Below are 20,880 nucleotides of genomic sequence, written 5' to 3'. Positions count from 1 at the left end.
CAGGTCGTGATCAGCCGATACGGTGGATGCGGATCGCCTCGATCAGATTGTCAGCCTGGCGTTTGACGTCGCCGATCGTGATCAGGCCTTCGTCAGCCAAGGCCTTGGCGTGCTCGTAGGAAGCCTGGAACGTTTCCAGGGTATCGCCTTTGGCCGCAACCGGGCGTACCCAGGCAATACTGCCGACTTTCATTTTTTTGTAGACTTCATTGACTACATCACGCATAGTGTATTCCTTATTGTTATAAAGCAACTCCAGCCCGGGCCAGCCCAGGCTGACGCACAGTTTATCATCCGGCACGCGTGCGCACGGATTTAGGCGGTTTGGTCGTTACCATTGCGACACTTTCCTGCACCGCCGCTTTCTCTGGCGGCGTCGGCTCTGCTGCCGGTGTCATCTGCTTCAATTGCTCCATCAACTGCGCAAAACGTTGCTGTCCCGGTGCAATCTGATCGACATACAGCAAGACCTCGCCGGCCTCGGCCGCCAGCTCGGCGTGGTAGCCGCGCTGCTGTAGGAATGAGATGATAATCTGCGCCGAGTTGAACAGGATGCGCAGGTTATTGGGCAGCTTTTCGCGCGCAGAGCGCATCCAGCTGACCGCTTCGTTGAGCTTGTCGGTCTTCCACAGCAACACCCCCTTGTTCATCAGGTCGGACGCTTCCTTGCGCGAAGCATTGATCAGGCTGGTGCCTTCCTCGCCCATCCTGGCCTTGTCGAAGATCTTCTGCACTTCGTCCTGCACCACCTGGTTGTCATGGTTGTTTTTCACCACGTAGCACAGCAGGCCGGCCGGCGCATCCTTGACGCCGACGGCAAACAGCAAGGTAGCGAGCTCCATGCAGATGGCCTTGTCGGGACGGTCGGGATTTTCTTCGAGCATCGCTTCGAGCTCGTCGCCGCACTTGCGCGCGCGCCGGTAGTCGCCCGTTTCATGGTGCACCATGCCTTCGGTAATCTTGGCGCGCAGGCCAATCTGCTCGGGCGGAAACTCGCGCTGCGCCAGCAGCAGCCACTGCAGCGCCTCCTTGGCTTCATTTTTCAGGCCGCACACGCGCGCCAGGCCCAGATAGGCATCCGGCGTCTTCATGACCGAAAATTCGCCGATCGCTACGCATTTGCGAAACGCCTTTTCCGCCATGCCGATATTGCCAACCCTTAACGCCGCCTGTCCCAGGTTGCGCTGGCGCGGCACCGAATTGGGCGACAGGCGCGCCGCTTTTTCCAGCACGCCGCACGCTTCCTCGTGCTGGCCCATCAGCTGGTAGGCGACCGCCATCTGATCGTAGGCGTCGATATAGTAGCGGTTCTCGACGATCACGCCCTGGAAGATCTGGCGCGCCGCCTCGTGCTCGCCGTTGTTCATGCGGATTTTGCCCAGCCCGGCCCGGGCCCAGCTGTAATCGCGGTCCTGCAGCACTTTTTCATAGATCGCGCGCGCCTTGTCGGGCTCGCCGCTTTTGAGCAGCAAGTTCGCTTTCATGCGCAGCAGATCGAGTTCGTGCAGCTTGTTCGTCTCGATCTGCGCATCGCACAGTTTGGCGGCGCGCAGATAATCCTTTTCCAGGCAGGCCTGGTCGATCTCGCGAAACACCTGTTTCTTGTGCCAGACGCGGTTCAGGCGCGTCAGCAGCACGCCTTCGGTAATCGGCTTGATCAGGTAGGCGTCAGGCTGGTGCTCGGCCGCCCCCATCACCGACTCGACGCTTTTCTCGGCCGACACCATCAGCCACACGCTCGACGGTGCCGTCAGGTTGCGCACGCGCGTCTCTTCGAGCACCTGCTGGCCGTTCTTGCCTTCGCCCAGGTTGTAGTCGCACAGCACCACGTCGTAGCGAGTCTTGGCCAGCAGCTTCATCGCCTCGCCGCCGCTGGCAGCCTGGTCGATATGGCGCGCGCCCAGGTTGCGCAACGATTCGCGCAGCAGGATGCGGATGCCGACAAAGTCGTCAACCAGCAGATAATGCTTGTCGGCCCAATTGGTGGAATCGGCCTCGATGGCGGTAGCGTGATGATCGGCAACCATGCAGTCCTCGTTCAGGGCAAGCGCAAGATAAAGCAGCCGCCACCGAGCGCGCCGCCGTTTTCCAGGGCAATGCTGCCGCTCCTGCCGCGATGCTTGTGCATTTTTGCCACTTCGCTGGAAAAATACAGGCCCAGGCCGGTGCTGTTGGTGGCGAAATTGACGCCCACATTGTTGCGCAGGCCCTCCATGGCGCTGGCGCCCGCTTCGATCAGCGCCTCGGTATAGCCTTCGCCATCGTCTTCCACGCGCCATTCGAGCACGCCGTCCACTTCCTGCACCGACAGGCGGATCGTGTCGCGCGTATAGCGGATGGCGTTGTTGATGGCATGCGCCAGCACGCCGATCACCAGGTCTTCGTCCAGCGTCCAGATCAGCCCGGGCGGGCAATCGGTCTGCAGCGTGATGCCTTTTGAGGTCAGCAGCACTTTTTCCTGGTCCACCACCTGGTCGATCAACTGGCCCACCAGTTGCGGCTGCAGGTCGAATGGGTAGCCGGGTTTGCCCACCTGCTTGTACAGCGCCAGCAGCTGGATCAGGTTGTCGTTCAGGCGCTTGGTCTGGTACAGCATCTGCGCCATCTGCAGATACGCGGGGTCGGGCGCTTCGTTCGCATGGCCGGCCGCCAGCAGCGACTCCAGCGTGCCGCTGAGCACGCTGATCGAATTTTTCATGTCATGCACGGTCGACGCCAGGAACAGGAACAGTTCAGGCGAGCTGTGTTGGTCTTCCACCGGTGGCTCCACGCTCAGTCTATTTCCGGCAAATTATACCGTTCGCTTTTGCGCGATAACCGCCAGACAGCAGAAGTTGCACCACAGATACAACAAGACCGCCCCCGGTTCCAGCGGGGCGGTCTTGCCGGCCTGATGCAAACAGCCTAGCGGCGTGCTGAAGCCAGCCGCTTGATCACGGTGATCATGCGGTCGATTTCCTCGTAGGTGTTGTAAAACGCAAACGAAGGACGCACGGTGGCCTCCACCCCGAAGCGGCGCAAAATAGGCTGGGCGCAATGGTGGCCGGAGCGCACGGCAATGCCCTCCTCGTTGAGCGCGCGGCCGACTTCGCCGGGCTCATAACCGGCCAGCACGAACGAGGCCACGCTGGCTTTTTCATGCGCGGTACCGATCAGGCGCACACCGGCAATCGCCTGCAGCTGGTGCGTGGCGTACTCGAGCAGCGCATGCTCGTAGGCGGCGATGTTCTCCAGGCCGATGCGCTGCACGTAATCGATGGCCGCACCCAGACCCACCGCATCGGCGATATTGCCGGTGCCGGCCTCGAAACGGTTCGGCACGCCCTGGTACACGGTGCGCTCGAAGGTGACGTCGGCAATCATGTTGCCGCCGCCCTGCCACGGCGGCAATTGCTCCAGCAGATCGAGCTTGCCGTACACGGCGCCGATGCCGGTCGGGCCGAATACCTTGTGCCCCGAGAACACATAGAAGTCGGCATCCAGCGCGCGCACATCGACGCGCAGGTGCGACACCGCCTGCGCGCCGTCAACCACCACCCGTACGCCGGCAGCATGCGCCAGCGCGATGATCTGCGCTACCGGCGTGACGGTGCCGAGCGCATTGGACACCTGCGTGACCGACACCAGCCTGGTGCGCGCATTGAGCAGCTTGCGAAACTCGTCGACGATGATCTGGCCGCTGTCGTCGACCGGAATCACGCGCAGCGTGGCGCCCTTCTCGGCCGCCAGCTGCTGCCACGGCACGATATTGGCGTGATGCTCGAGCTGCGAGACGATGATCTCGTCGCCGCTGCCGATAAATTTGCGCCCGAAGGTATTGGCGATCAGATTGATGCCTTCGGTTGCGCCGCGCACGAAAATGATTTCGTTGGGCGAGGCCGCACCCAGGAAACCGGCCACCTTGGCGCGCGCCGCTTCATAGGCGTCGCTGGCACGCGCCGCCAGTGCGTGGGCGGCGCGGTGGATGTTCGAATTTTCGTGGGCGTAGAAATACGCCACGCGATCGATGACCGACTGCGGCTTGTGGGTAGTGGCCGCATTGTCGAACCAGGCCAGCGGCTTGCCGTTGACGCGCTCCGACAACACCGGAAAATCGCGCCGCACGGCATGCACGTCGAACGGCGCAGGAGTTTTGCGTTGCCCCTGGCCTGCCGGCGGCGCCGTCAGCACCGTCTCGAAATAAAACTGCGGTGCAGCGGCTGCCGGCCCGACTGGCAACTGCGGCAACTGCGGCGACGGCGCGCGCTGCGGAGCGGAAAAAAGACCGCGCAACGCGTCCTGGCCGGGCTGACCCTGGCCCTGGCGCGCCAGCTCGTCAAGTCCGCTGCCGGCAGCAGGCGCACGCGGATAACCGTGCTGTGCGCCGAGAAAATAGTAAGGCGATGCCGAAGCGGATGCACCCTGCGGCGGCGCAATGGCCGACAGGCGCGGCGTCGGCACCGAGGCCGGCGCCGGTGCCAGCGGCGACTCCAGCGGCGCCGTCACCGGCGGCACCTGCGCGCTCGCCACGCCGGGCGCGATGGCGGCAAACGACGGGCCGGGCTGGGGCAACGGACGGGCCGGATTGGCGTAGCGCGGCGCAGCGTCCAACACGCTGCCAGAGCCGCCCAGGCTGGGCGACTTGTCCGCGCTGGCGCCCAGGCCCGGCAGGCGTGCAAAAAATTCGCCGGCCAGCCGGTTCAGGGTCGCTTCGTCCGGCAGGGACGGGCCGGGATGGGGCGGCGGGCGCAGGCCTGCCACGCCATCACTTGTAGGTGTCTGGGTAGTCATGGTATTTACCGATCTCCACGTCTTCCAGTACGGCCAGTGCATCATCGGTCAGCACGGCCAGCGAGCAATACAGCGAAATCAGGTACGACGCGATGGCATGGCGGTTGATGCCCATGAACCGCACCGACAGGCCCGGACTCTGCTCGCCCGCCAGGCCAGGCTGGAACAGGCCGATCACGCCCTGGCGCTGTTCGCCGGCGCGCAACAAAATGATCTTGGTCTTGCCGTCTTCGATCGGCAGTTTGTCGGACGGCACCAGCGGCACGCCGCGCCAGGTCAGGAACTGCGAACCGAACAGGCTGACGGTCGGCGGCGGCACGCCGCGGCGCGTGCATTCGCGGCCGAAGGCGGCAATGGCCAGCGGGTGCGCCAGGAAAAAGCCCGGCTCTTTCCACACCTTGGTCAGCAACTCATCGAGATCGTCGGGCGTCGGCGCGCCAGTCAGGGTATAAATGCGCTGGTCGTCATGCACGCTGGCCAGCAGGCCGTAATCGGGATTATTGATCAGCTCGCTTTCCTGGCGTTCCTTGATCGTCTCGATGGTCAGGCGCAGCTGTTCCTTGATCTGGTCGTGCGGGCTGCTGTACAGGTCCGACACGCGGGTATGCACATCGAGCACGGTGCTGACGGCATTGAGGAAGTATTCGCGCGGCTGCTCTTCGTAGTCGACAAACGTCTGCGGCAGTTCCGACTCGTCGCGCTGCGAACAGGCGACCCGCACATCTTTCGGATTCTTGACCTTGTTCAGGCGATAGATACCCGCTTCGACCGGCAGCCATTGCAGCAGATGGACCAGCCACCGCGGCGTGATCGTGGATAACTGGGGAACGCTCTTGCTTGCATTGGCCAACTGGCGCGCGGCGTTGTCGCCAAGCGCAATCTGGCTGTCGTTTGTTGCATCTGCCATGAACCATACTCCTGATGAGAAAAGTGAATAACCTTATTTGAAAAACAAATAAAGTATCGGCTGTCTCCTCTTTTCCCTCAACATGCTATAGCCGTTATTGCGCGCTGTTTGCGGTATGTTTACGGTCTGCTTTTGCCGCCTTTCCAGCGGCGGCTAATCGACCAGTTCCGGCTCGCAGCGCGCCAGCAGCGCAGCCAGTCCCACGCCCAGCGCATGCGCCAGTTTTTCCACCGTCAGCAGCGACGGCGTGGCCGCGCCGCGTTCGATCTCGCCGATAAACGAGCGGTTCAGGTCAGCCGCTTCGGCGAGGCGTTCCTGCGACCAGCCGCGCCCTTCGCGCAACTGGCGCACGGCCAGTCCAAACTGTTTGATTAACATGGTGTCCTCAAGGTTGATGGGCAAAAACAGAATGGACGTGCGGCGCAGGCGGCGCCAAATCGCCGGCCTCGTGCTGGTTGTGCGCCTGCGTGATATGGCTGCCCGGCGCGACATTGCGGGTCAGCCAGACATTGCCGCCAATAACCGAACCCTGGCCGATGGTGACACGCCCCAGGATAGTGGCGCCGGCGTAGATCACCACGTCATCGTGCACGATCGGGTGGCGCGCCAGGCCTTTTTTCAGCACACCGTCTTCACCGGCCGGAAAGCGCTTGGCGCCCAGCGTGACGGCCTGGTAGATGCGCACGCGTTCACCGATGACGGCGGTCTCGCCGATCACCACGCCGGTGCCGTGATCGATAAAAAAGCTGGCGCCGATTTCGGCGCCCGGATGGATGTCGATGCCGGTCTGCGAATGGGCCACTTCGGCAATAATGCGCGCCACCAGCGGCGCACCGAGCGCATGCAGCGCGTGCGCCAGGCGATAGTGGGTAATGGCCAGCACGCCCGGATAGCACAGCAGCACCTCGTCGACGCTGTGCGCGGCCGGGTCGCCATGAAAGGCCGCCGCCACATCGGTATCGAGCAGCGCGCGGATGCCGGGCAAGGCGCGCGCAAAGCGCTGCACGATGGCCAGCGCCTGCTGCTCGGCCGGCACCGTCTGCGCCAGACCATGCTGGCGCGCCTGGTAGCTGAGCTCGCGGCGTACCTGCTCGTGCAGGCCGGTCAGGGTGGTGTCGAGCGTATGGCCCACAAAAAAATCTTCGCTTTCCTGCTGCAGGTCGAGTGGGCCCAGGCGCATCGGGAACAGCGCTGCGCACAGCGACGCGACCAGTTCGCGCAAATGCTGGCGCGACGGGAACTGGCGCGAACCGCATTCCTGGTGGCGCGGCAGGTTTTCGCGCCAGCGCTCGCGCACGGCGCGCAGTTCGTCGACGATCTGGTGCAGCTCCCAGTGCGGCAAGGGCGCAGTGGTGGCGGCAGGGGCAATTTCAGGCGGCAAGGCGCGCTGGTTCATGATGGTCCCGGGAGTGAAAGTTGAGCCTAGTCCTGCACCCAGGGCAGCGCATGCCAGCGCCAGCCGCCGCTGTGGCCACGCTGCTGCTGGCCGTCGAGGTCACCCTCGAAGCCCTGCGCGATATTGAAGACGTTGCTGAAACCGGCTTTGGCGGCAGCTTCAGCGGCGGCCGCCGAGCGCTTGCCGCTGCGGCACAGCAGCACCACCACCGCCGTCTTGTCGCGCGTTTTCGCTTCCAGCTCGCGCACAAAGCGCGGATTGCGGTTCATCGCCGTGCCGGTGGCCCACGCCACATGCAGCGACGCCGGCACGTGGCCGACAAACACCCGTTCTTCATTGGTGCGCACGTCGACCAGCAAGGCCTTGCCGGCCTGCACCAGCTGCCAGGCATCCTGCGGGCTGACGATGCCCGCATAGGGCAGCTGCTGCGCCTGCGCCCGGGCCCGCGCCTCATTGAGCACGGCGTCAAACGCGGCCTCGCCATGAGCGGCCTGCGGGTCAAATACCAATTCAGTTGCAGCCATCTCGCATCCTCTTGAAAGCATCTTCGGAAAACCAGCACATGCTTACTGTAGCGAACTTGTGATGGTCAGAAAACAAATTAAAAAGAGAATGGAAAGCTGGAAAACGTATAAGGTAGCTGCCAGCAGAGGCTTACCGGGCCAAGCGGGGCTGAAAAATGTCGAGGGCAAGGCGTAGGTCGGGTTAGCCCGCAGGGCGTAACCCGACAACACCACGACCATCGGCATTTTCTCAGACTCGCGTCTCCGGCCCGCCATTTTTTTGCTTTGTGACCTTTACTAACCTGGCTGCATCAGGGCCTGCCTCCACGACGCTCGCGCAGCATAAAACGCCCCGGATCGAGCGCCGCCACCAGCGACGCTTCAAGCGGCAGCGGCTCACCTTCCAGCTCGCTGGCCAGCAACTCGGCCGCCAGCGGCGCCCAGATCAGGCCGCGCGACGCATAGCCGAGCAGGCCATGCAAGCCAGGCCAGCGCGGCAGGTCGCGCAATCGTTCGCAGCGCCCAGGCACGCCCGGGTCGGGCAAGGCGCCCACCAGCGGCAGGCGGTCCGGCGCCACGCAGCGAAAGCCGGTGCGCCCTGCCAGCGGCGCGTCTACCACCGGGTGCTGCAGCATGGCGCAGATTTTTTCCAGGTTGTCGCGCTGGCTGGCCAGGCACAGCTGCGCATCGCTGTCCAGGTCATAGGTGGCGCCCACGCACAGCGTATTGTGGTTGGGCGGCGTCAGGTAGGCATCGCGGCACAGCACGAACGGCAGCGGCGGCAGCGCGTCTTGCGGCAGATGCGTGACCTGGCCGCGCACGGCGGCTAGCGGCAGCCCCGCCGCCTGTTCAAAGTCGACTGCGCCCGTGCCGCCGGCAAGGATGACGGTCGGTGCGCTAGCAACCACGGCACCGGCTGCATCGCGCACCAGCCAGCCGTCGCCATCGCGCTCCAGGCGCAGCGCACTGGTGGAAAAACGCCGCGTCAGCTGGGCGCCGCAGGCGTCCAGCAGTGCGGCACAGACCGTGGCCGGTCGCGCCCAGCCGCCACTGGCAAACCACCAGGCGCCGTCCGGCGCATCGGCGCCCAGCATCTGTGAGGCCTGCGGCGCCTCGAGCCACTGCGCAAAGTCGGCAGGATAGCGATTGGCGGCGGCGATCTGGCGCTGCACGGCGCCGTGCGCCGCATCGCGCGCCAGTTGCAGCACGCCCGATTGCGCGCCCTCGAAAGCCTGGCCGGCGCCGCCCAGGCGCTGCCAGGTGCGCAGCGCGTACAGGAAGGCGGCGCGCACCAGGCGCGTAGCCGGATTGTCGTCGCGCGACAGCTGCGGCATGAAAATGCCGGCCAGGTTGCCCGAGGCTTCACTGGCCGGCTGCGCATGGCGCTCGATCAGCGTGAGCTGCCAGCCGCGCGCAGCGAGCCGTTCGCAGGCGGCCGCACCGGCTACGCCGGCGCCGATTACAATCGCCCGGCGCAGCGGGGAAACGGGCGCCGGCTGCGGCCGGCGCGAACGCAATACGGCTTGCCCGCCGCACTCGTCAAACACAAAGCCGGCCTTCTCGAGCGCTGCACGCTGAGCGCTGTCGAGCTGCGGCGCCGTCAGGCGTGCGCCGTCGTTCATCAGCCGCGCCAGCACGGTCAACGACGACGGCCACTGCGCCAGAACCACCTGATCGACGCGTGCAGACAGCTGCGCCAGGCTGGCGTCAGGTGCGCCGATCCACAGGTCAAGCGTGATGCGTGCGTCCGGCGACACCATGCGGTGCACGCCGGCCAGCCACATCGGCCACTGTGCACGCCATTCGGGCGGCAAGGTTCCGGTATCGACCGGCCGCTCTGCCAGCGCAATGTAATGCAGGCGCGCTCCGGCGTGCGCCTGGCAGGCGTCGGCAAAGCGCGCTGCATCGAAACCGGTGTCGAGCAGCACATGCAGCAATTTCAGCGTCATTGCACGCCCGTGCGGCAAAAGCAGTCGGGCGCGTGGTCATTGACCATGCCGATGCCCTGCATATAGGCGTAGATGATGGTCGAGCCGACAAACTTGAAACCGCGCTTGGCCAGGTCTTTCGAGAGCCGGTCGGACAATTCGGTCTTGGCCGGGAACTGCCCCGGCTGGAAATGGTTGACGATCGGCTTGCCACCGACATACGCCCACAGAAAACTGTCGAGCGTGAGTCCTTCGGCGCGCAGGCGCAAATAAGCCTGGGCGTTGGTGATGGCAGCGGCCACCTTCAGGCGGTTGCGCACGATGCCGGGGTCCAGCAGCAGTTGCGCCACTTTGTCCGGGCCATAGGCGGCGATTTTTTCGGCGTCCCACTGGTCGAAGGCGGCACGGTAAGTCTCGCGCTTGTTGAGGATGGTTTCCCAGCTCAGGCCAGCCTGCGCGCCTTCCAGGTTAAGCATCTCGAACAGCGTGCGCTCGTCGTGGCAGGGCACGCCCCATTCGGTATCGTGGTAGGCAAGATAACGCGGATTGGCCGGGTTGGCCCAACTGCAGCGGGTGACTGTCATGGCGACTTTTCAAAGTGGACGGGCAAGCTGCCAGTATAACGGCCGGCGGCGGCACTTTGAAAAATGCCCCGGCAGGCCTTACCATATGCCGGCCTGTACTTTTATGGAGACGCCATGCAACAGTTTTTCGCCACCGTCGCCTGGCAGCGCGACGGCCAGGACTTCGCCGGCCAGCGCTACAGCCGCGGCCATGAATGGCAATTCGACGGCGGCCTGCATGTGCCGGCCTCGTCCTCGCCGCTGTCAGTGCCGCTGCCGATGTCGGTCGCTGCCAATGTCGATCCGGAAGAGGCACTGGTAGCGGCCACGTCGAGCTGCCATATGCTGTTCTTCCTGTCGCTGGCCGCGCAGCGCGGCTACGTCATTGACGACTACCGCGACGAGGCCGTAGGCGAGCTCAGTCGCAATGCCGAAGGCCAGCTGGCCATGACACGCATCGTGCTGCGCCCGCAGATCGCGTTTGCCGGCGCCGCGCCCCTGCCCGAGGCGCTGGCCAGCCTGCACCACGACGCCCATGCGCGCTGCTATATCGCCAATTCACTGAAGGCCGAGGTGGTGGTCGAATCCTGACGCCATGGCCGGTCGCGTCAGCGCCGTTCTGCAAGTCCCACTAGCGCAGATAGCTGACGGCGGCAGCGAACGTCAGGAACGACAGCACGGTCGAGATCAGGATAATGCGCGCAATGCGCGCCGTATCGGCACCAAAGCGCTCCGACAGCAACGTCACATTGCTGGCGCTGGGCAGGCAGGCCACCAGCACCACGCAGGTCAGCGAATAGGGGTCGAGCGGCGCACCCAGCGCGATTGCCGCATGGCCGGCGCCCCATACCAGCAAGGGATGGAGCAGCAGCTTCTTCAGCGCCACCGGCACATAGTCGCGCAGCGGCGCGTTGTCATGCGTGCTCATTTGCGAGCGCGCCAGCACCGCGCCGATGGTAAACAAGGCCACTGGCGAGGCCGCATCGGCCAGCAGTCCCACGGTTTGCATCAGCGGCGCCGGCAGGCGCCAGTCCAGCCATGACGACAGTGCGCCCAATACAATCGCCCACGGCATGGGATTGCCGACCATGCCCTTGAGGGCATTGGCGATGGCGACGCGGCTGCCTTGCGCGCCACCGCTACCGACACGCGACAGGGCAATACACAGCGAACTGGTAATCAGCATGTCGACCACGATGGTGACGATCACCGGGCCCGACGAACGCGGCCCGAGCAGCGCCAGCAACAGCGGCACGCCCATGAAACCTGTATTCGGAAAGGCAGCCACCAGTGCCCCGAAAGCGGCATTGTTCCAGTCGATGCGATGGCTCAGCGTCATCGCCACGGTGACGCCGACCATGATCAGCGCGCACAGCAGGTATACGCCAAAGACACTGCCGTCGAGCAGTTGCGCAATTGGCGTGGCCGCGCCAAAGCGGTACAGCATGCACGGCAGCGCAAAATACAGCACGAAACTGTTCAGGCCGCCGATGGCGGCCAGCGGCAGCAGCGCGCGCCGCACGGCCAGGTAACCGCACAGCACCAGCGCGAAAAAAGGAAAAGTGATGGCGAGGATGGTCAGCATGGCCAGCCATTGTAGTGATATCTGCCAGGCGCGGCCAAAAAAAGAGCCGCTGATGCGGCCCCAAGGAGGTACGGAGGAAAACTCTGTGCTGCTGCAAGCGGCTATGGCTTGAGCTGGGCGCGGATTTCACCGGCCGGATAGGCCGCGCTTTGTATGTTGACGTAGACGCCGCCGGCCTGGTAGAGCGCATACTGCAGCGGCGTCAGCCGCGCGTCGGGCGGCGCGGCAAAACTGCCTTCACCGGTCCGTTGCAGCGTGACAATGGTCGGGCCGTTGGCGCCCGCCAGCGCCGCATGCAGCTGCGCGCCGGTCGCAAGCATGCCGGTATGGCGCACGCTGCCCGTCACGCGTCCGTCGGGCAGCACGCGCAAGCTGCTGCTGGCGCTGGCTGCACTGCTGTTGGCCGGCACGCACTGCGCGCCGCTCAGCGTGACGTCCTGATCATGCGGCGCGCGCTGGGCGCAGCCGCCCAGGAGCGCCACAACGACCATGGCCTGAGCCAGCACCCTGCCGCGCATCGGACCGGAGCAGCGTCAGACCAGATGGCCTTCGGCCACCCAGCCGCGGTTGGCGGCCGGCGCCTTGGGCTTGGGCGCAATGCCGCTGCTTTTTTCCGCTGCCATGATGATGTCGCGCATGCTGTCACTGGCAGCCGGACCGGGCGCAAACGCATAGTATTCATCGTTGATGGGCAGGCCGGTCATGGCGTCGACCAGCACCGGATCAGCGGCCAGGCCGGTGTCGCGGCTGGCAATCACCAGGCTGGCGCCTTCGGGCGCAAAGTGCTCGTTGCCCCAGGCGATAAAGGCCAGCAGCACCGGCTTGAAGGCGCGGCCGGACTTGGTCAGCACATAGTCGTAGCGCGGCGGCTTGGCGCAATACAGGCGGCGCGTCATCAGGCCGCCCTCGACCAGGTCGGCCAGGCGCCGCGTCAGGATGGTGGGAGCAATCTTCAGGCTTTTTTCAAACTCGTCAAACCGCGTCTTGCCGTAAAACGCCTCGCGCAGAATCAGGATGCTCCACCATTCACCGACCTTGCCCAGGCTGCGTGCAATCGGACATGGCAAATTGTTAAAGTTGGTATGTTTCATGACCATCTCCTTATTTGAATTAGTTACCACGCAACAATGAAAATTTCTTCAAAAACATAACCAGCTTCCGTCACTACTGATTCGATAGTGTGAGTTTCACTAGGGAAACAAGTTGAAAATACGCGAAAACTCACACTTTTCTTGTTCAAGTACAATCGTGTCTGCTTCAACTCCACCCCAACCCGGTGCAAAAAACGACGCAATCGCAAGATGCCGCGTGCGATGGTGCCCTGATCGTTTTTTTTATACTTAGTTTGCAATGACTCTTTTCAAGCTCGCCTCCCTTGCTGCGCTGTCTACCCTGAGCCTCTGGCTGGGCACGGCAACCGGAGCCACCGCCTCGGCCTCGTTCCAGGCCACTTTCGTGGTGCTCGAATCGTGCATCATCAGCACGCAATCGGGCAGTGCTTCGGTGCGCTGCCAGCACCAGTCGCCCTACCTGATCGAGCCGCAGCGCAGCAGTGCCGGCGCCAATGTGCTCAGCGTGGTGTTTTAAAAGTAAATCGTCGCCATCACCGTATCCTTGTAGTCGCCCGGCTCCGGCGTGGTCTGCGCCGGCACGCGGCCATAGATCGTCACCGGCACGCTGCTGCCGGTACCCTTCCCGTTCACCATGGCCGTGCCGCCGGTGCCATCGCCCCACAGCGGACCGTCGAGCGTTGACGACAGGCGGTAGCCGACCCTGGCCGCGCTGACGGTATTTTTCATCTGCCGCGCCGCCACGCTGCCAGCCACCGTGCCGCCATTCAGGGCGATCTGATAAGCATTATTATTGACACAACGTACGGTCAGCGTGCTGGTGCTGCGCACCGAACCGGTGAGGATGGTGGCATTGGAAAACACCATCGGCGTAGCGGTAATGGTGCAGTTATTGACGGCGGTTGCCTTGACGGCAAAGCCGAAGCTGGCCGTGCTGCCCAGGCAGTTCGTTGGCGGCGTGACGGAACTGAACGTATAAGTCAGCGTGCCGGCGCCGGTAAAGCTCGAGCTGTATTCGGTATTGGCGTCGGCCACTGTCGATACAGCCGCCAGCGCCGTGCCGGACGGGATCTTGCCGTAGAAGCTGAAGTTCTTGGTGGCGGTGCCGCCCAGCGAGAGCAGTCCCATCGAGATGGAAACGGGCAGCGAGGACGGCGCGCCCGTCACGCCAGGCCCGCCCCAGATCGCCGAAGGCGCGTAGCTGCTGTCCACATACAGGTTATACGGCATGCGCAGCGTACCGTTGCCCAGCTGGCGCGCAGTAGCCGCCAGCGAATTGCTGCCCAGCCCCAGGTTCAGGCAGGCGCTGACGTAACCGGTCAGCAACGGCGCCAGCGGCGCGAATATGCAAGTGAGCGTACCCGATCCCGTCACCGTGTAATCGGCGCCCGAAATCGGCGACACCAGGCCGAAATTGACCTCGTTGACCACCACCGTACAGGTATTGCCCTGGGCCTGCGCCTGGCCGCTGCAGGTCCAGGCCAGCAGCAGCGCCAACACGACCCATGCGCGGCGCATCAGCGGCCTCCGCCCGAAGTGGCGCCGATGCAGCGCACCGGGCCGAGCACCGGCAGGCCGCCGGCAGCGGGCCGCTGGTAGCTGAAATGAACCGTGCACGGATGATCGTCGTCGCCGATACGCAGTTCGTTATCGGCCTGCAGGTCATCGACAAACACCACGCCGTCAAAACCCACCACGGTGCGCTTGCCGCTTTGCACATGCAGCACCGGCAAGCCGGTCGCCAAAGGCTGGCCATCGTCGCCGTGCACCACCACGGTGGCGGCGCTGTAGCGCTCGACCGGGAACGCGGCCAGCACGCCGGACAGGCTGCGCGGCACCAGGTTCAGGTTGGTCACGGGTATGCGCGCATCGACATCGAGGCCATCGGTGCCGATGGCGATCTGGTTGTCGCCATAGGCGTTCAAGTTGGGCACCAGCAGATAGCCGCTGCGTCCGGTCACGCCGATCTGGCGGTTCTCGTGCAGCACCGGCACATTGGCCACGCCACCGGTCGACACCATGGCAAAGCCGTTGCCCACCTGACGCGCCGTGGCCAGGTGGCCGTCCATCAGCACCAGCGCACCGGCAGCGCCGATCGCCGACGCGCTGCCCAGCGCATTGCTTTGCGCGCGCGCCGTCAGGCGGCCGTCGCTGCCCAGGTATTCGATCTGTCCCTGGCGGTAAGCCATGCCGCCCGCCGTGCCGGCCTGGACTGTCCAGCCGAAGCCGCCGCCAAAGTCGGCGCTCTGCCGGGCACTGATGCTGCGGCTGCCGACATCGTTCTGGCGGCTGCTGCTGGTGCTGACGGAGATATTATTGTCGAACGCCATGCTGAGACCAAAATAAAAGCCGCGCTGGTCGCGCTGCTGCAGATCCTGGAAGGCGCTGAGATTGAAAAAGATACCGTTGAACAAAGTGGTCGAATAGCCAAGCGTGGCAATTTTCGAGGTTTCCGCCCCAGGCGTGCGATAGCCGATATAACTGAGATTGACGCTCTGCCCGGCCGGCAAGGCCAGGTTCAGCGAGACCCGGTCGGCCATGCGGGTCACGGCGCTGCCGTCGCGCGAGGCCAGGTCGCCATAGGAAGCGCTGGCGCGCACGCTTTGCGCATCGATGCTGAAGCGCGGCCCCAGGTACTGATAGCCGATGCTGGCCTGCAGGCCGGTGCCGCTGCCTGTTCCACTGCCGTTGCTGGCCGTCAGCGCGCCATTGATCACGCCGGCCTGCCCCAGCCGCAGCAGGGCGCCGGCGCCGGCATTGAGCACGCCTTTGCCGACCTCGGCATGGCCTTCGATGGTCAGTGTATCGCTCACGCCGTAACGGCCGCTGGCGCTGGCCACCGGGCTGCGCTCGTAGCCGAACGAGCGCGTGCCGTAGTCGCGCCGCAGTGCGCCGATTTCAAGCGAATAATCACTGAGGCCGCTCGCCAGCAGGCGCGTGTCGACATACAGCGGCAAGGTGGTGGCCACGCTGCGCCCGAGCGCATCGCGCGTGATCACGGTCGCCAGGCCAGCGCCATTGATGCCGGCCACCTGATTGAGCACGAACGGACCGCTGGGCACGCTGGCCGAGTACTGCTGCACGCCGTTGATCAGCAGGTTGAGCGAAGACGGCACCAGCGCCGTGCCGTCAAGCGAGGCCACCGGAAAGGTCAGCAGATCAGGGCGCAGCTGGAAATTCTTGCGCCACTGAAAGCCGCCCATGCGCACGGCACGGCTCCAGCTCAGCGACGAGGAAATCAGGTCGCCGACCTGCCAGCTCTGCAGCGTATCGGGATCGGAATGGTTCCAGAACGTATCGTAGCGCATGTATTTCTGCTGGCCGTCACGCGCGCTGCCGCCCAGGTTGATGGTGCCGGTACTGCTCAACACGCCGCTGCTGTTGAAGTAGCGGAAATCATTGAAAATGGCGCTCTGGCGCGTCTCCCCCAGCTCCGAATAAATCTCGTAGTTCAGCACCGCGCCCGGCGTGACCTGCGACGGTGGCGCACGCCGCACGGCACGCGCACTGACAGCGTATGGCTGGCGCAGGCTGTCGCTGACGGTGAGCGCCAGGCTCTGGCGCGCCGCGTCATAAACATACGTGAGGCCGGCAATCGCGTCGAGCCCCACCTCGGCCTGGCCGGACGCGCCGAAGCGCGCCGGGTCCAGCCCAAGCTGCTGCAAGTTCTCCACGCTGCTGAACAGCCCTTTACCCTGCTGGGTAAAGCGCAAGATCAGGCCGGTTGCTTCCGTATTCACGCTTACCTCCAGATACAGTTCATTGACCGCTTCGTTTGGCGCCGGCATCCTGGCCGCGTCGGGATCAGCCGCCGCTACGGCCAGCGCTGCCACCTCCGCGGCGCCGGCCGCCAGCGGCCCGACGGCCAGCATGCTGATCCACAACGCCTGCCAGACCGGTGTCCATTTCATGCAGCAACCCGATTAAAAAGCCGTCCCCCCTGCATGACGCTGTCAAGGGGGCGACGTGCGGGCAACGTTCGCCTTTGTATTCACATTGACCGCAATGGCCAGCGGCCCTTCCAGTGCAGCATCTTTCGGCACCGGCAAGCGCCATTCACGCATGCGTTTGGCCAGCACATAACCGAACAGGCCCTTGCTGATCACATGCTCCTTGCCAGCCTGGTTGGTCAGCGTCATGCTGCCGATTTGCGCGTGCAGGGTGCCCGTGTTCTCAATGCGCAACATCCACTCGCCATCCTTGCGAAATACCTGCCAGCTCAATGCTTCCTTGCCCGGCGCGCCGCTGGGCAGCACAAACACCGGCACCGAATAGCGCAGGCGGATATCGACGCCGCTGCGGCTCGGATCGTCGTCGCGCCCGACTTCATCGATCAGCACCCGGTAAGTGCGTTCTTCCTGGGCTGCACCGGCCTGTGTCCGCACCAGGCGGATGGTCTGCCGGCTGTTGGCGGCAACTTCAACAATGGGTGGACTGGCCACCAGTTCCTGGGTCGGCGTCAGCGCTTCCTCGCCCCGGGCCTGATCCCACAGATACACGCGCACCTGGCCGAACAGGGGCGCCTCGCCCAGATTCTGCAAGGTGATGCCGGCCGAGCTTTGCTCGGCGCGCATACTGATGGTGACCGGAGAAATCTGCAGATTGGCAGCGCTGGCCGCTCCTGCTCCCGCCATGCACAGCACCAGCAACAGCGCCAGCAGTGTCGGAGGGAAAAGGAAACGGCTGGCCGTCATGGGCGCCGCACTTAGAAGTAGACCGTCGCGGTAATGGTCGACTTGTAGGTGTCGGGTACCGGGGTGGACTGCACCGGCACCTGGCCGTAGACCGTGATCGGCTGCGAAACGCCGGTACCGGTGCCGCTGTGGGTGTCGGTGCCCTGGTTGTTGCCCCAGACGGTATTGCCGGAAGCCTGGAACAGGTTGTACTGCACGGTTTGCGTATTGGCGCCCGTGCCGGCCAGGTAACGGGTGGTGCCGGTCGAGCCGGCGCCGGTACCGGGACTCAGGCCCACGTTGTACGGCGTGGTATTGGTGCAGGTAACGTTGAGCGTGGTATTGACGTTCACGGCAGTAGCCAGTACCCCCTGAGTTTGACCGAAGTCGAGTGGCTGCGCTGCAATCACACAGTTGGCCACGATCTTGAGCGAAACCTCAAAATTGACCGTATTGATGCCGGTCGAGTATGAAGCAGCATGACTGGCCATCGGTACGGTGGCAGCAAACAGGGAGATGGCAGCAGCGGCTGCAACAGCAAATGGGGAAAATTTAACACGCAACATAATAGCCTCCGGATGATCATTCATCAGTCTATGGCCCTTTGCAAAGGGCACGCGGATAGTCACGGTATTGCCGGCGTTTCTCGGGCACGCAAACCAGGACAACAATTTCAAGAGCAGCCATCGTTCGTGGGCTGCTGTGTTCTGCCTTGCGGGCAGAACATAGTTTTTAGTGATCAACATTGCTTCTCGTCAATCTATGGCTCAATTATTGGCGATCTGAAAGATTGGCGCTTCTTCCAGCCGCGAAACAGCTTTTGAAATACGAGAAAAGCAGAAAAAAATTTAAAAGCAGGGCATAATAAACCACAACTTGTTTTTTGGTTAACATGCTTGACTTACCATCTGGTGCAGAAAAACTACCGGAAAGTAGCAGGCTTTTAAATCGATCAGGCCATGCCAGTGACCAGCGAAACCATTAAAAAGAACATCCTGATCGTGGACGATTCCACGTTCGAGCAGCGCATGCTGACCGAGTTGCTCAGCGAGCAGCCCTACCGTTTTACCGCTGCCTATAACGGCTACCAGGGCTACCAGCTGGCGCTGGCCACGCACCCGGACCTGATCCTGCTCGATGTGCGCATGCCGGAAATGGACGGCTACACGGCCTGCCGCCTGCTCAAGGCGAACCCCGAGACAGAAAATATTCCGGTGATTTTCCTCAGCGGCGCCGATGCCGTTGATGAGCGCGTGAAGGGCCTGCAGGTCGGCGGCGTGGACTATATCGCCAAGCCGTTCACGCCGGCCGAGCTGGCCGCCCGCATCCATGTCCACCTGGGCCTGGTACGCCGCCACGATCGCACCGTGCCGCCGGCCGGGGAAAGCGACAGCAAGCCGCCGCAGCAGCATCCCGACATGGTGTTTGTCAACGCCGTCAAGCAGCTGATCCTCGACAACCTCGGCGATTTGCCCAATCTGTCCGAGATCGCCAGGAGCGTCGGCACCTACCGTGAAAAGCTCACGCTGATGTTTCGTGAGCAGACCGGCATGACGGTGTTTGCGTTTATCCGCGAAGCGCGCATTGCGCGCGGTGTGGAGTTGCTGCAACAGACCGACATGGACGTGCAGGATATCGCCCTGATGATCGGCTTTCACAACGCCGGCAACTTCGCCACCGCCTTTCGCGAGCGGATCGGCGTCACGCCCAGCGCCTATCGCCAGCGCCTGCAGGAGCAGGCGCCAGGCCACTGAGCGTGCGCCTGGTCAGAACCTGGTGTTCAGCTTGGCGCAGTCAAGCGTCAAACGCTGGCCGTCAGCCTGGCGGTTATGGCGTTGCAGCAGCGCGGCGCGCCTGCAGGCGCCACCAGTACCACGACACCAGCGCATTGACCCAGTACGCGGCATACAGCACGGAAGTGAGATACAGCTCGCGGCTGTAGTACAGCGGCACGGCCACTGTATTGACCAGCAGCCAGAAGCCCCAGGTCTCGATGCGCCGGTTCATCAGCAGGAACTGCGCGATGATGCTGAACACCAGCACGGCCGAATCGATAAACGGCGCATAGGCATTGGTAAAACGGTGCAGCAGCAGGCCATAGATGACCACGGCAACCACGCCGGCCGGCACCACCCAGGCCAGGCTGCGCCAGCCGGTGCGCGTGATCGGCAGCGGCTTGCCGCCATTCCCGCGGCGCCATTGCAGCCAACCAATCACGCAGGTGACGATAAAGAACAGCTGCAGCAGCACGTCGGCATACAGATTAACCTGGTAGAACAGCACGGCAAACAGCACGCAGCCCACCATGCCGATCCACCACGAGTGAATATTGTTGCGTCCGGCCAGCAGGATCGAGACGGTCATCAGCACATTGGCGGCAATTTCTAGCGGGGCAATCAAGCGGTTTCCTTTTGCGCAGGTGGCGTAGTAGCGTACGGCCAAATGACCGGCTTGCCATCATATCAGGTAGGATCAAAGCTTCTCCACCCGCCAGAAGAGCAGCATGCGCCTCTTGATCCTGTCCGATCTGCACCGCGAACTGTGGCGCGACGAAGCGCCGCAAGGCGAGCTGGCACAGAGCTGCCCGGACGCGGTAATCCTGGCCGGTGACATCGATACCGGCACCAGGGCCGTGGAGTGGGCCGACCAGGCCTTTGCCGGCCTGCCGGTGCTGTACGTACACGGCAACCATGAAGGTTACGGCCACCATCTGGACAAGGTGCGCCAGGAGCTGCGCGCCGCCTGCGCCGCCACCGGCCACGTGCATTTTCTCGACAGCGACAGCATCGTGCTAGCTGATAAAAACGGTGGCCAGGTGCGCTTTCTGGGCGCCACCCTGTGGACCGATTTCCGCCTGCTCGGCGACGACACGCGCCAGGCGGCCATGCGCGAGGCCGAAGCGATGATGACCGACTACAAGCGCATCCGCCTGGCGGCCCAGGGCTACCGCAAGCTGCGCGCCGCCGACACGGCGCAGTACCACGCGCAGCAAAAAGCCTGGCTGGCGCGCGAACTGGCGCAGCCGTTTGACGGCGCCACGGTGGTGATCAGCCATATGGCGCCATCGCTGCAATCGGTGGACGACGCCTATGGCAGCGACGCGTGCTCGCCAGCCTATGCGTCGCGGCTGGACGAACTGGCAGCGCAGGCCGACCTGTGGGTGCACGGCCACGTGCATGTGTCGCATGACTACCGGATTGGCCCCTGCCGCGTGGTGTGCAATCCGTGCGGCTACAAGACGCGTGCCGGCAAGCCAGAAAATGCGCAGTTCGACCCGGATTTCGTGGTCAGCCTGCCGGCGCGGCCGCGTGGTTAACGTTCGGGCTTGAGGCGGCCCGACAGCAACTGATGCAGTTGATGCTTGCCGGCCCGGCGCGCCGCGCGCGGCGACTGCTCCGACTGGTGCGCACCGGCGCCGCCGCGCAGCTTGGCGGCGGCCACCAGCGGATTGCGCGGCTTGGGGGTTTTCAGCTTGAGTTTCATGT

Annotated in this window: 23 protein-coding genes; 4 read left to right on the top strand and 19 right to left on the bottom strand. The window is 63.8% G+C overall.

The genetic code is table 11. The annotated features are described in order from the left end of the window. Nucleotides 1-10: 10 nt before the first annotated feature. The 10 genes from GCM43_RS15605 to GCM43_RS15560 all read right to left on the bottom strand — a co-directional run bounded on the left by GCM43_RS15605 (nt 11) and on the right by GCM43_RS15560 (nt 10,088). Nucleotides 11-226 (bottom strand): hypothetical protein, encoded by a 216-nt coding sequence (locus GCM43_RS15605; RefSeq protein ID WP_152245861.1) that lies wholly within the window; start codon nt 224-226, stop codon nt 11-13. A 64-nt stretch (nt 227-290) separates the two neighbouring features. Continuing rightward, nucleotides 291-2,027, bottom strand: coding sequence for a tetratricopeptide repeat-containing response regulator (locus GCM43_RS15600; RefSeq protein ID WP_226929505.1), 1,737 nt, complete (start codon nt 2,025-2,027; stop codon nt 291-293). 11 nt (nt 2,028-2,038) lie between these two features. Then, nucleotides 2,039-2,758 carry a sensor histidine kinase gene (locus GCM43_RS15595; protein WP_152245859.1) on the bottom strand — a complete coding sequence of 240 codons (720 nt, stop codon included), beginning with the start codon at nt 2,756-2,758 and terminating at the stop codon, nt 2,039-2,041. A gap of 146 nt (nt 2,759-2,904) precedes the next feature. Beyond that, nucleotides 2,905-4,770, bottom strand: coding sequence for a family 2A encapsulin nanocompartment cargo protein cysteine desulfurase (locus GCM43_RS15590; RefSeq protein ID WP_152245857.1), 1,866 nt, complete (start codon nt 4,768-4,770; stop codon nt 2,905-2,907). Continuing rightward, entirely contained in the window at nt 4,745-5,677 is a 933-nt protein-coding gene (locus GCM43_RS15585; RefSeq protein WP_152245855.1) for a family 2A encapsulin nanocompartment shell protein, read from the bottom strand. The genes GCM43_RS15590 and GCM43_RS15585 overlap by 26 nt, the downstream gene beginning before the upstream one ends. A gap of 153 nt (nt 5,678-5,830) precedes the next feature. Next, entirely contained in the window at nt 5,831-6,055 is a 225-nt protein-coding gene (locus tag GCM43_RS15580) for a helix-turn-helix domain-containing protein (RefSeq protein ID WP_152245853.1), read from the bottom strand. A gap of 7 nt (nt 6,056-6,062) precedes the next feature. Further along, nucleotides 6,063-7,073, bottom strand: coding sequence for a serine O-acetyltransferase EpsC (gene epsC / locus GCM43_RS15575; protein WP_152245851.1), 1,011 nt, complete (start codon nt 7,071-7,073; stop codon nt 6,063-6,065). 26 nt (nt 7,074-7,099) lie between these two features. Further along, nucleotides 7,100-7,597, bottom strand: a complete 498-nt coding sequence (locus GCM43_RS15570) for a rhodanese-like domain-containing protein (RefSeq protein WP_152245849.1) — start codon at nt 7,595-7,597, stop codon at nt 7,100-7,102. 290 nt (nt 7,598-7,887) lie between these two features. Further along, nucleotides 7,888-9,525, bottom strand: coding sequence for an FAD-dependent 5-carboxymethylaminomethyl-2-thiouridine(34) oxidoreductase MnmC1 (gene mnmC1, locus GCM43_RS15565; RefSeq protein ID WP_152245847.1), 1,638 nt, complete (start codon nt 9,523-9,525; stop codon nt 7,888-7,890). Beyond that, complete coding sequence (locus GCM43_RS15560) at nt 9,522-10,088, bottom strand: DNA-3-methyladenine glycosylase I (RefSeq protein WP_152245845.1); 567 nt, start codon at nt 10,086-10,088, stop codon at nt 9,522-9,524. The genes mnmC1 and GCM43_RS15560 overlap by 4 nt, the downstream gene beginning before the upstream one ends. 114 nt (nt 10,089-10,202) lie before the next feature. On the opposite strand from GCM43_RS15560, the gene GCM43_RS15555 reads away from it, so the two are divergent. Next, the gene (locus GCM43_RS15555) at nt 10,203-10,658 is read left to right on the top strand and encodes an OsmC family protein (RefSeq protein ID WP_152245843.1); all 456 of its coding nucleotides are present in this window, start codon (nt 10,203-10,205) and stop codon (nt 10,656-10,658) included. Between the two features lie 40 nt (nt 10,659-10,698). On the opposite strand, the gene GCM43_RS15550 is transcribed toward GCM43_RS15555, so the two are convergent. The 3 genes from GCM43_RS15550 to GCM43_RS15540 all read right to left on the bottom strand — a co-directional run bounded on the left by GCM43_RS15550 (nt 10,699) and on the right by GCM43_RS15540 (nt 12,743). Then, entirely contained in the window at nt 10,699-11,652 is a 954-nt protein-coding gene (locus GCM43_RS15550; protein WP_152245841.1) for an AEC family transporter, read from the bottom strand. 101 nt (nt 11,653-11,753) lie between these two features. Continuing rightward, nucleotides 11,754-12,143, bottom strand: a complete 390-nt coding sequence (locus GCM43_RS15545) for a CHRD domain-containing protein (RefSeq protein ID WP_193315633.1) — start codon at nt 12,141-12,143, stop codon at nt 11,754-11,756. Nucleotides 12,144-12,185: 42 nt separating this feature from the next. After that, nucleotides 12,186-12,743: a winged helix-turn-helix transcriptional regulator gene (locus tag GCM43_RS15540; RefSeq protein WP_152245837.1), complete on the bottom strand. Its 558-nt coding sequence runs from the start codon at nt 12,741-12,743 to the stop codon at nt 12,186-12,188. Nucleotides 12,744-13,002: 259 nt separating this feature from the next. On the opposite strand from GCM43_RS15540, the gene GCM43_RS15535 reads away from it, so the two are divergent. Next, the gene (locus GCM43_RS15535; protein WP_152245835.1) at nt 13,003-13,239 is read left to right on the top strand and encodes a hypothetical protein; all 237 of its coding nucleotides are present in this window, start codon (nt 13,003-13,005) and stop codon (nt 13,237-13,239) included. Here GCM43_RS15535 and GCM43_RS15530 read toward each other — a convergent pair. From GCM43_RS15530 to GCM43_RS15515, 4 genes are read right to left on the bottom strand one after another with little or no spacing between them, the layout of a single operon-like run. Further along, nucleotides 13,236-14,240 carry a Csu type fimbrial protein gene (locus tag GCM43_RS15530; protein WP_152245833.1) on the bottom strand — a complete coding sequence of 335 codons (1,005 nt, stop codon included), beginning with the start codon at nt 14,238-14,240 and terminating at the stop codon, nt 13,236-13,238. The two genes, GCM43_RS15535 and GCM43_RS15530, sit on opposite strands and share 4 nt — an antisense overlap. Continuing rightward, nucleotides 14,240-16,633, bottom strand: a complete 2,394-nt coding sequence (locus tag GCM43_RS15525) for a fimbria/pilus outer membrane usher protein (protein ID WP_152245831.1) — start codon at nt 16,631-16,633, stop codon at nt 14,240-14,242. Before GCM43_RS15525 ends, GCM43_RS15530 begins: the two co-directional genes overlap by 1 nt. A 42-nt stretch (nt 16,634-16,675) precedes the next feature. Beyond that, complete coding sequence (locus tag GCM43_RS15520; protein ID WP_226929504.1) at nt 16,676-17,416, bottom strand: fimbrial biogenesis chaperone; 741 nt, start codon at nt 17,414-17,416, stop codon at nt 16,676-16,678. An 11-nt stretch (nt 17,417-17,427) separates the two neighbouring features. Continuing rightward, the gene (locus GCM43_RS15515; RefSeq protein ID WP_152245829.1) at nt 17,428-17,961 is read right to left on the bottom strand and encodes a Csu type fimbrial protein; all 534 of its coding nucleotides are present in this window, start codon (nt 17,959-17,961) and stop codon (nt 17,428-17,430) included. A gap of 393 nt (nt 17,962-18,354) precedes the next feature. Here GCM43_RS15515 and GCM43_RS15510 point away from each other — a divergent pair, with 393 nt between their 5' ends. Beyond that, nucleotides 18,355-19,149: a response regulator transcription factor gene (locus GCM43_RS15510; protein WP_152245827.1), complete on the top strand. Its 795-nt coding sequence runs from the start codon at nt 18,355-18,357 to the stop codon at nt 19,147-19,149. Nucleotides 19,150-19,222: 73 nt separating this feature from the next. Here the strand turns inward: GCM43_RS15510 and pnuC are convergent, their stop codons facing one another. Further along, nucleotides 19,223-19,795, bottom strand: a complete 573-nt coding sequence (gene pnuC / locus GCM43_RS15505) for a nicotinamide riboside transporter PnuC (protein ID WP_152245826.1) — start codon at nt 19,793-19,795, stop codon at nt 19,223-19,225. 103 nt (nt 19,796-19,898) lie between these two features. Here pnuC and GCM43_RS15500 point away from each other — a divergent pair, with 103 nt between their 5' ends. Beyond that, nucleotides 19,899-20,711, top strand: coding sequence for a metallophosphoesterase family protein (locus GCM43_RS15500; RefSeq protein WP_152245824.1), 813 nt, complete (start codon nt 19,899-19,901; stop codon nt 20,709-20,711). Here GCM43_RS15500 and GCM43_RS25830 read toward each other — a convergent pair. After that, the gene (locus tag GCM43_RS25830) at nt 20,708-20,878 is read right to left on the bottom strand and encodes a hypothetical protein (RefSeq protein WP_193315632.1); all 171 of its coding nucleotides are present in this window, start codon (nt 20,876-20,878) and stop codon (nt 20,708-20,710) included. The two genes, GCM43_RS15500 and GCM43_RS25830, sit on opposite strands and share 4 nt — an antisense overlap. Between the last annotated feature and the right edge of the window lie 2 nt (nt 20,879-20,880).

Origin of the sequence: Janthinobacterium aquaticum, from assembly GCF_009208565.1 — a bacterium.
Taxonomy (GTDB): Bacteria; Pseudomonadota; Gammaproteobacteria; order Burkholderiales; family Burkholderiaceae_D; genus Janthinobacterium.
This window is presented reverse-complemented; position numbering and strand designations above follow the sequence as displayed.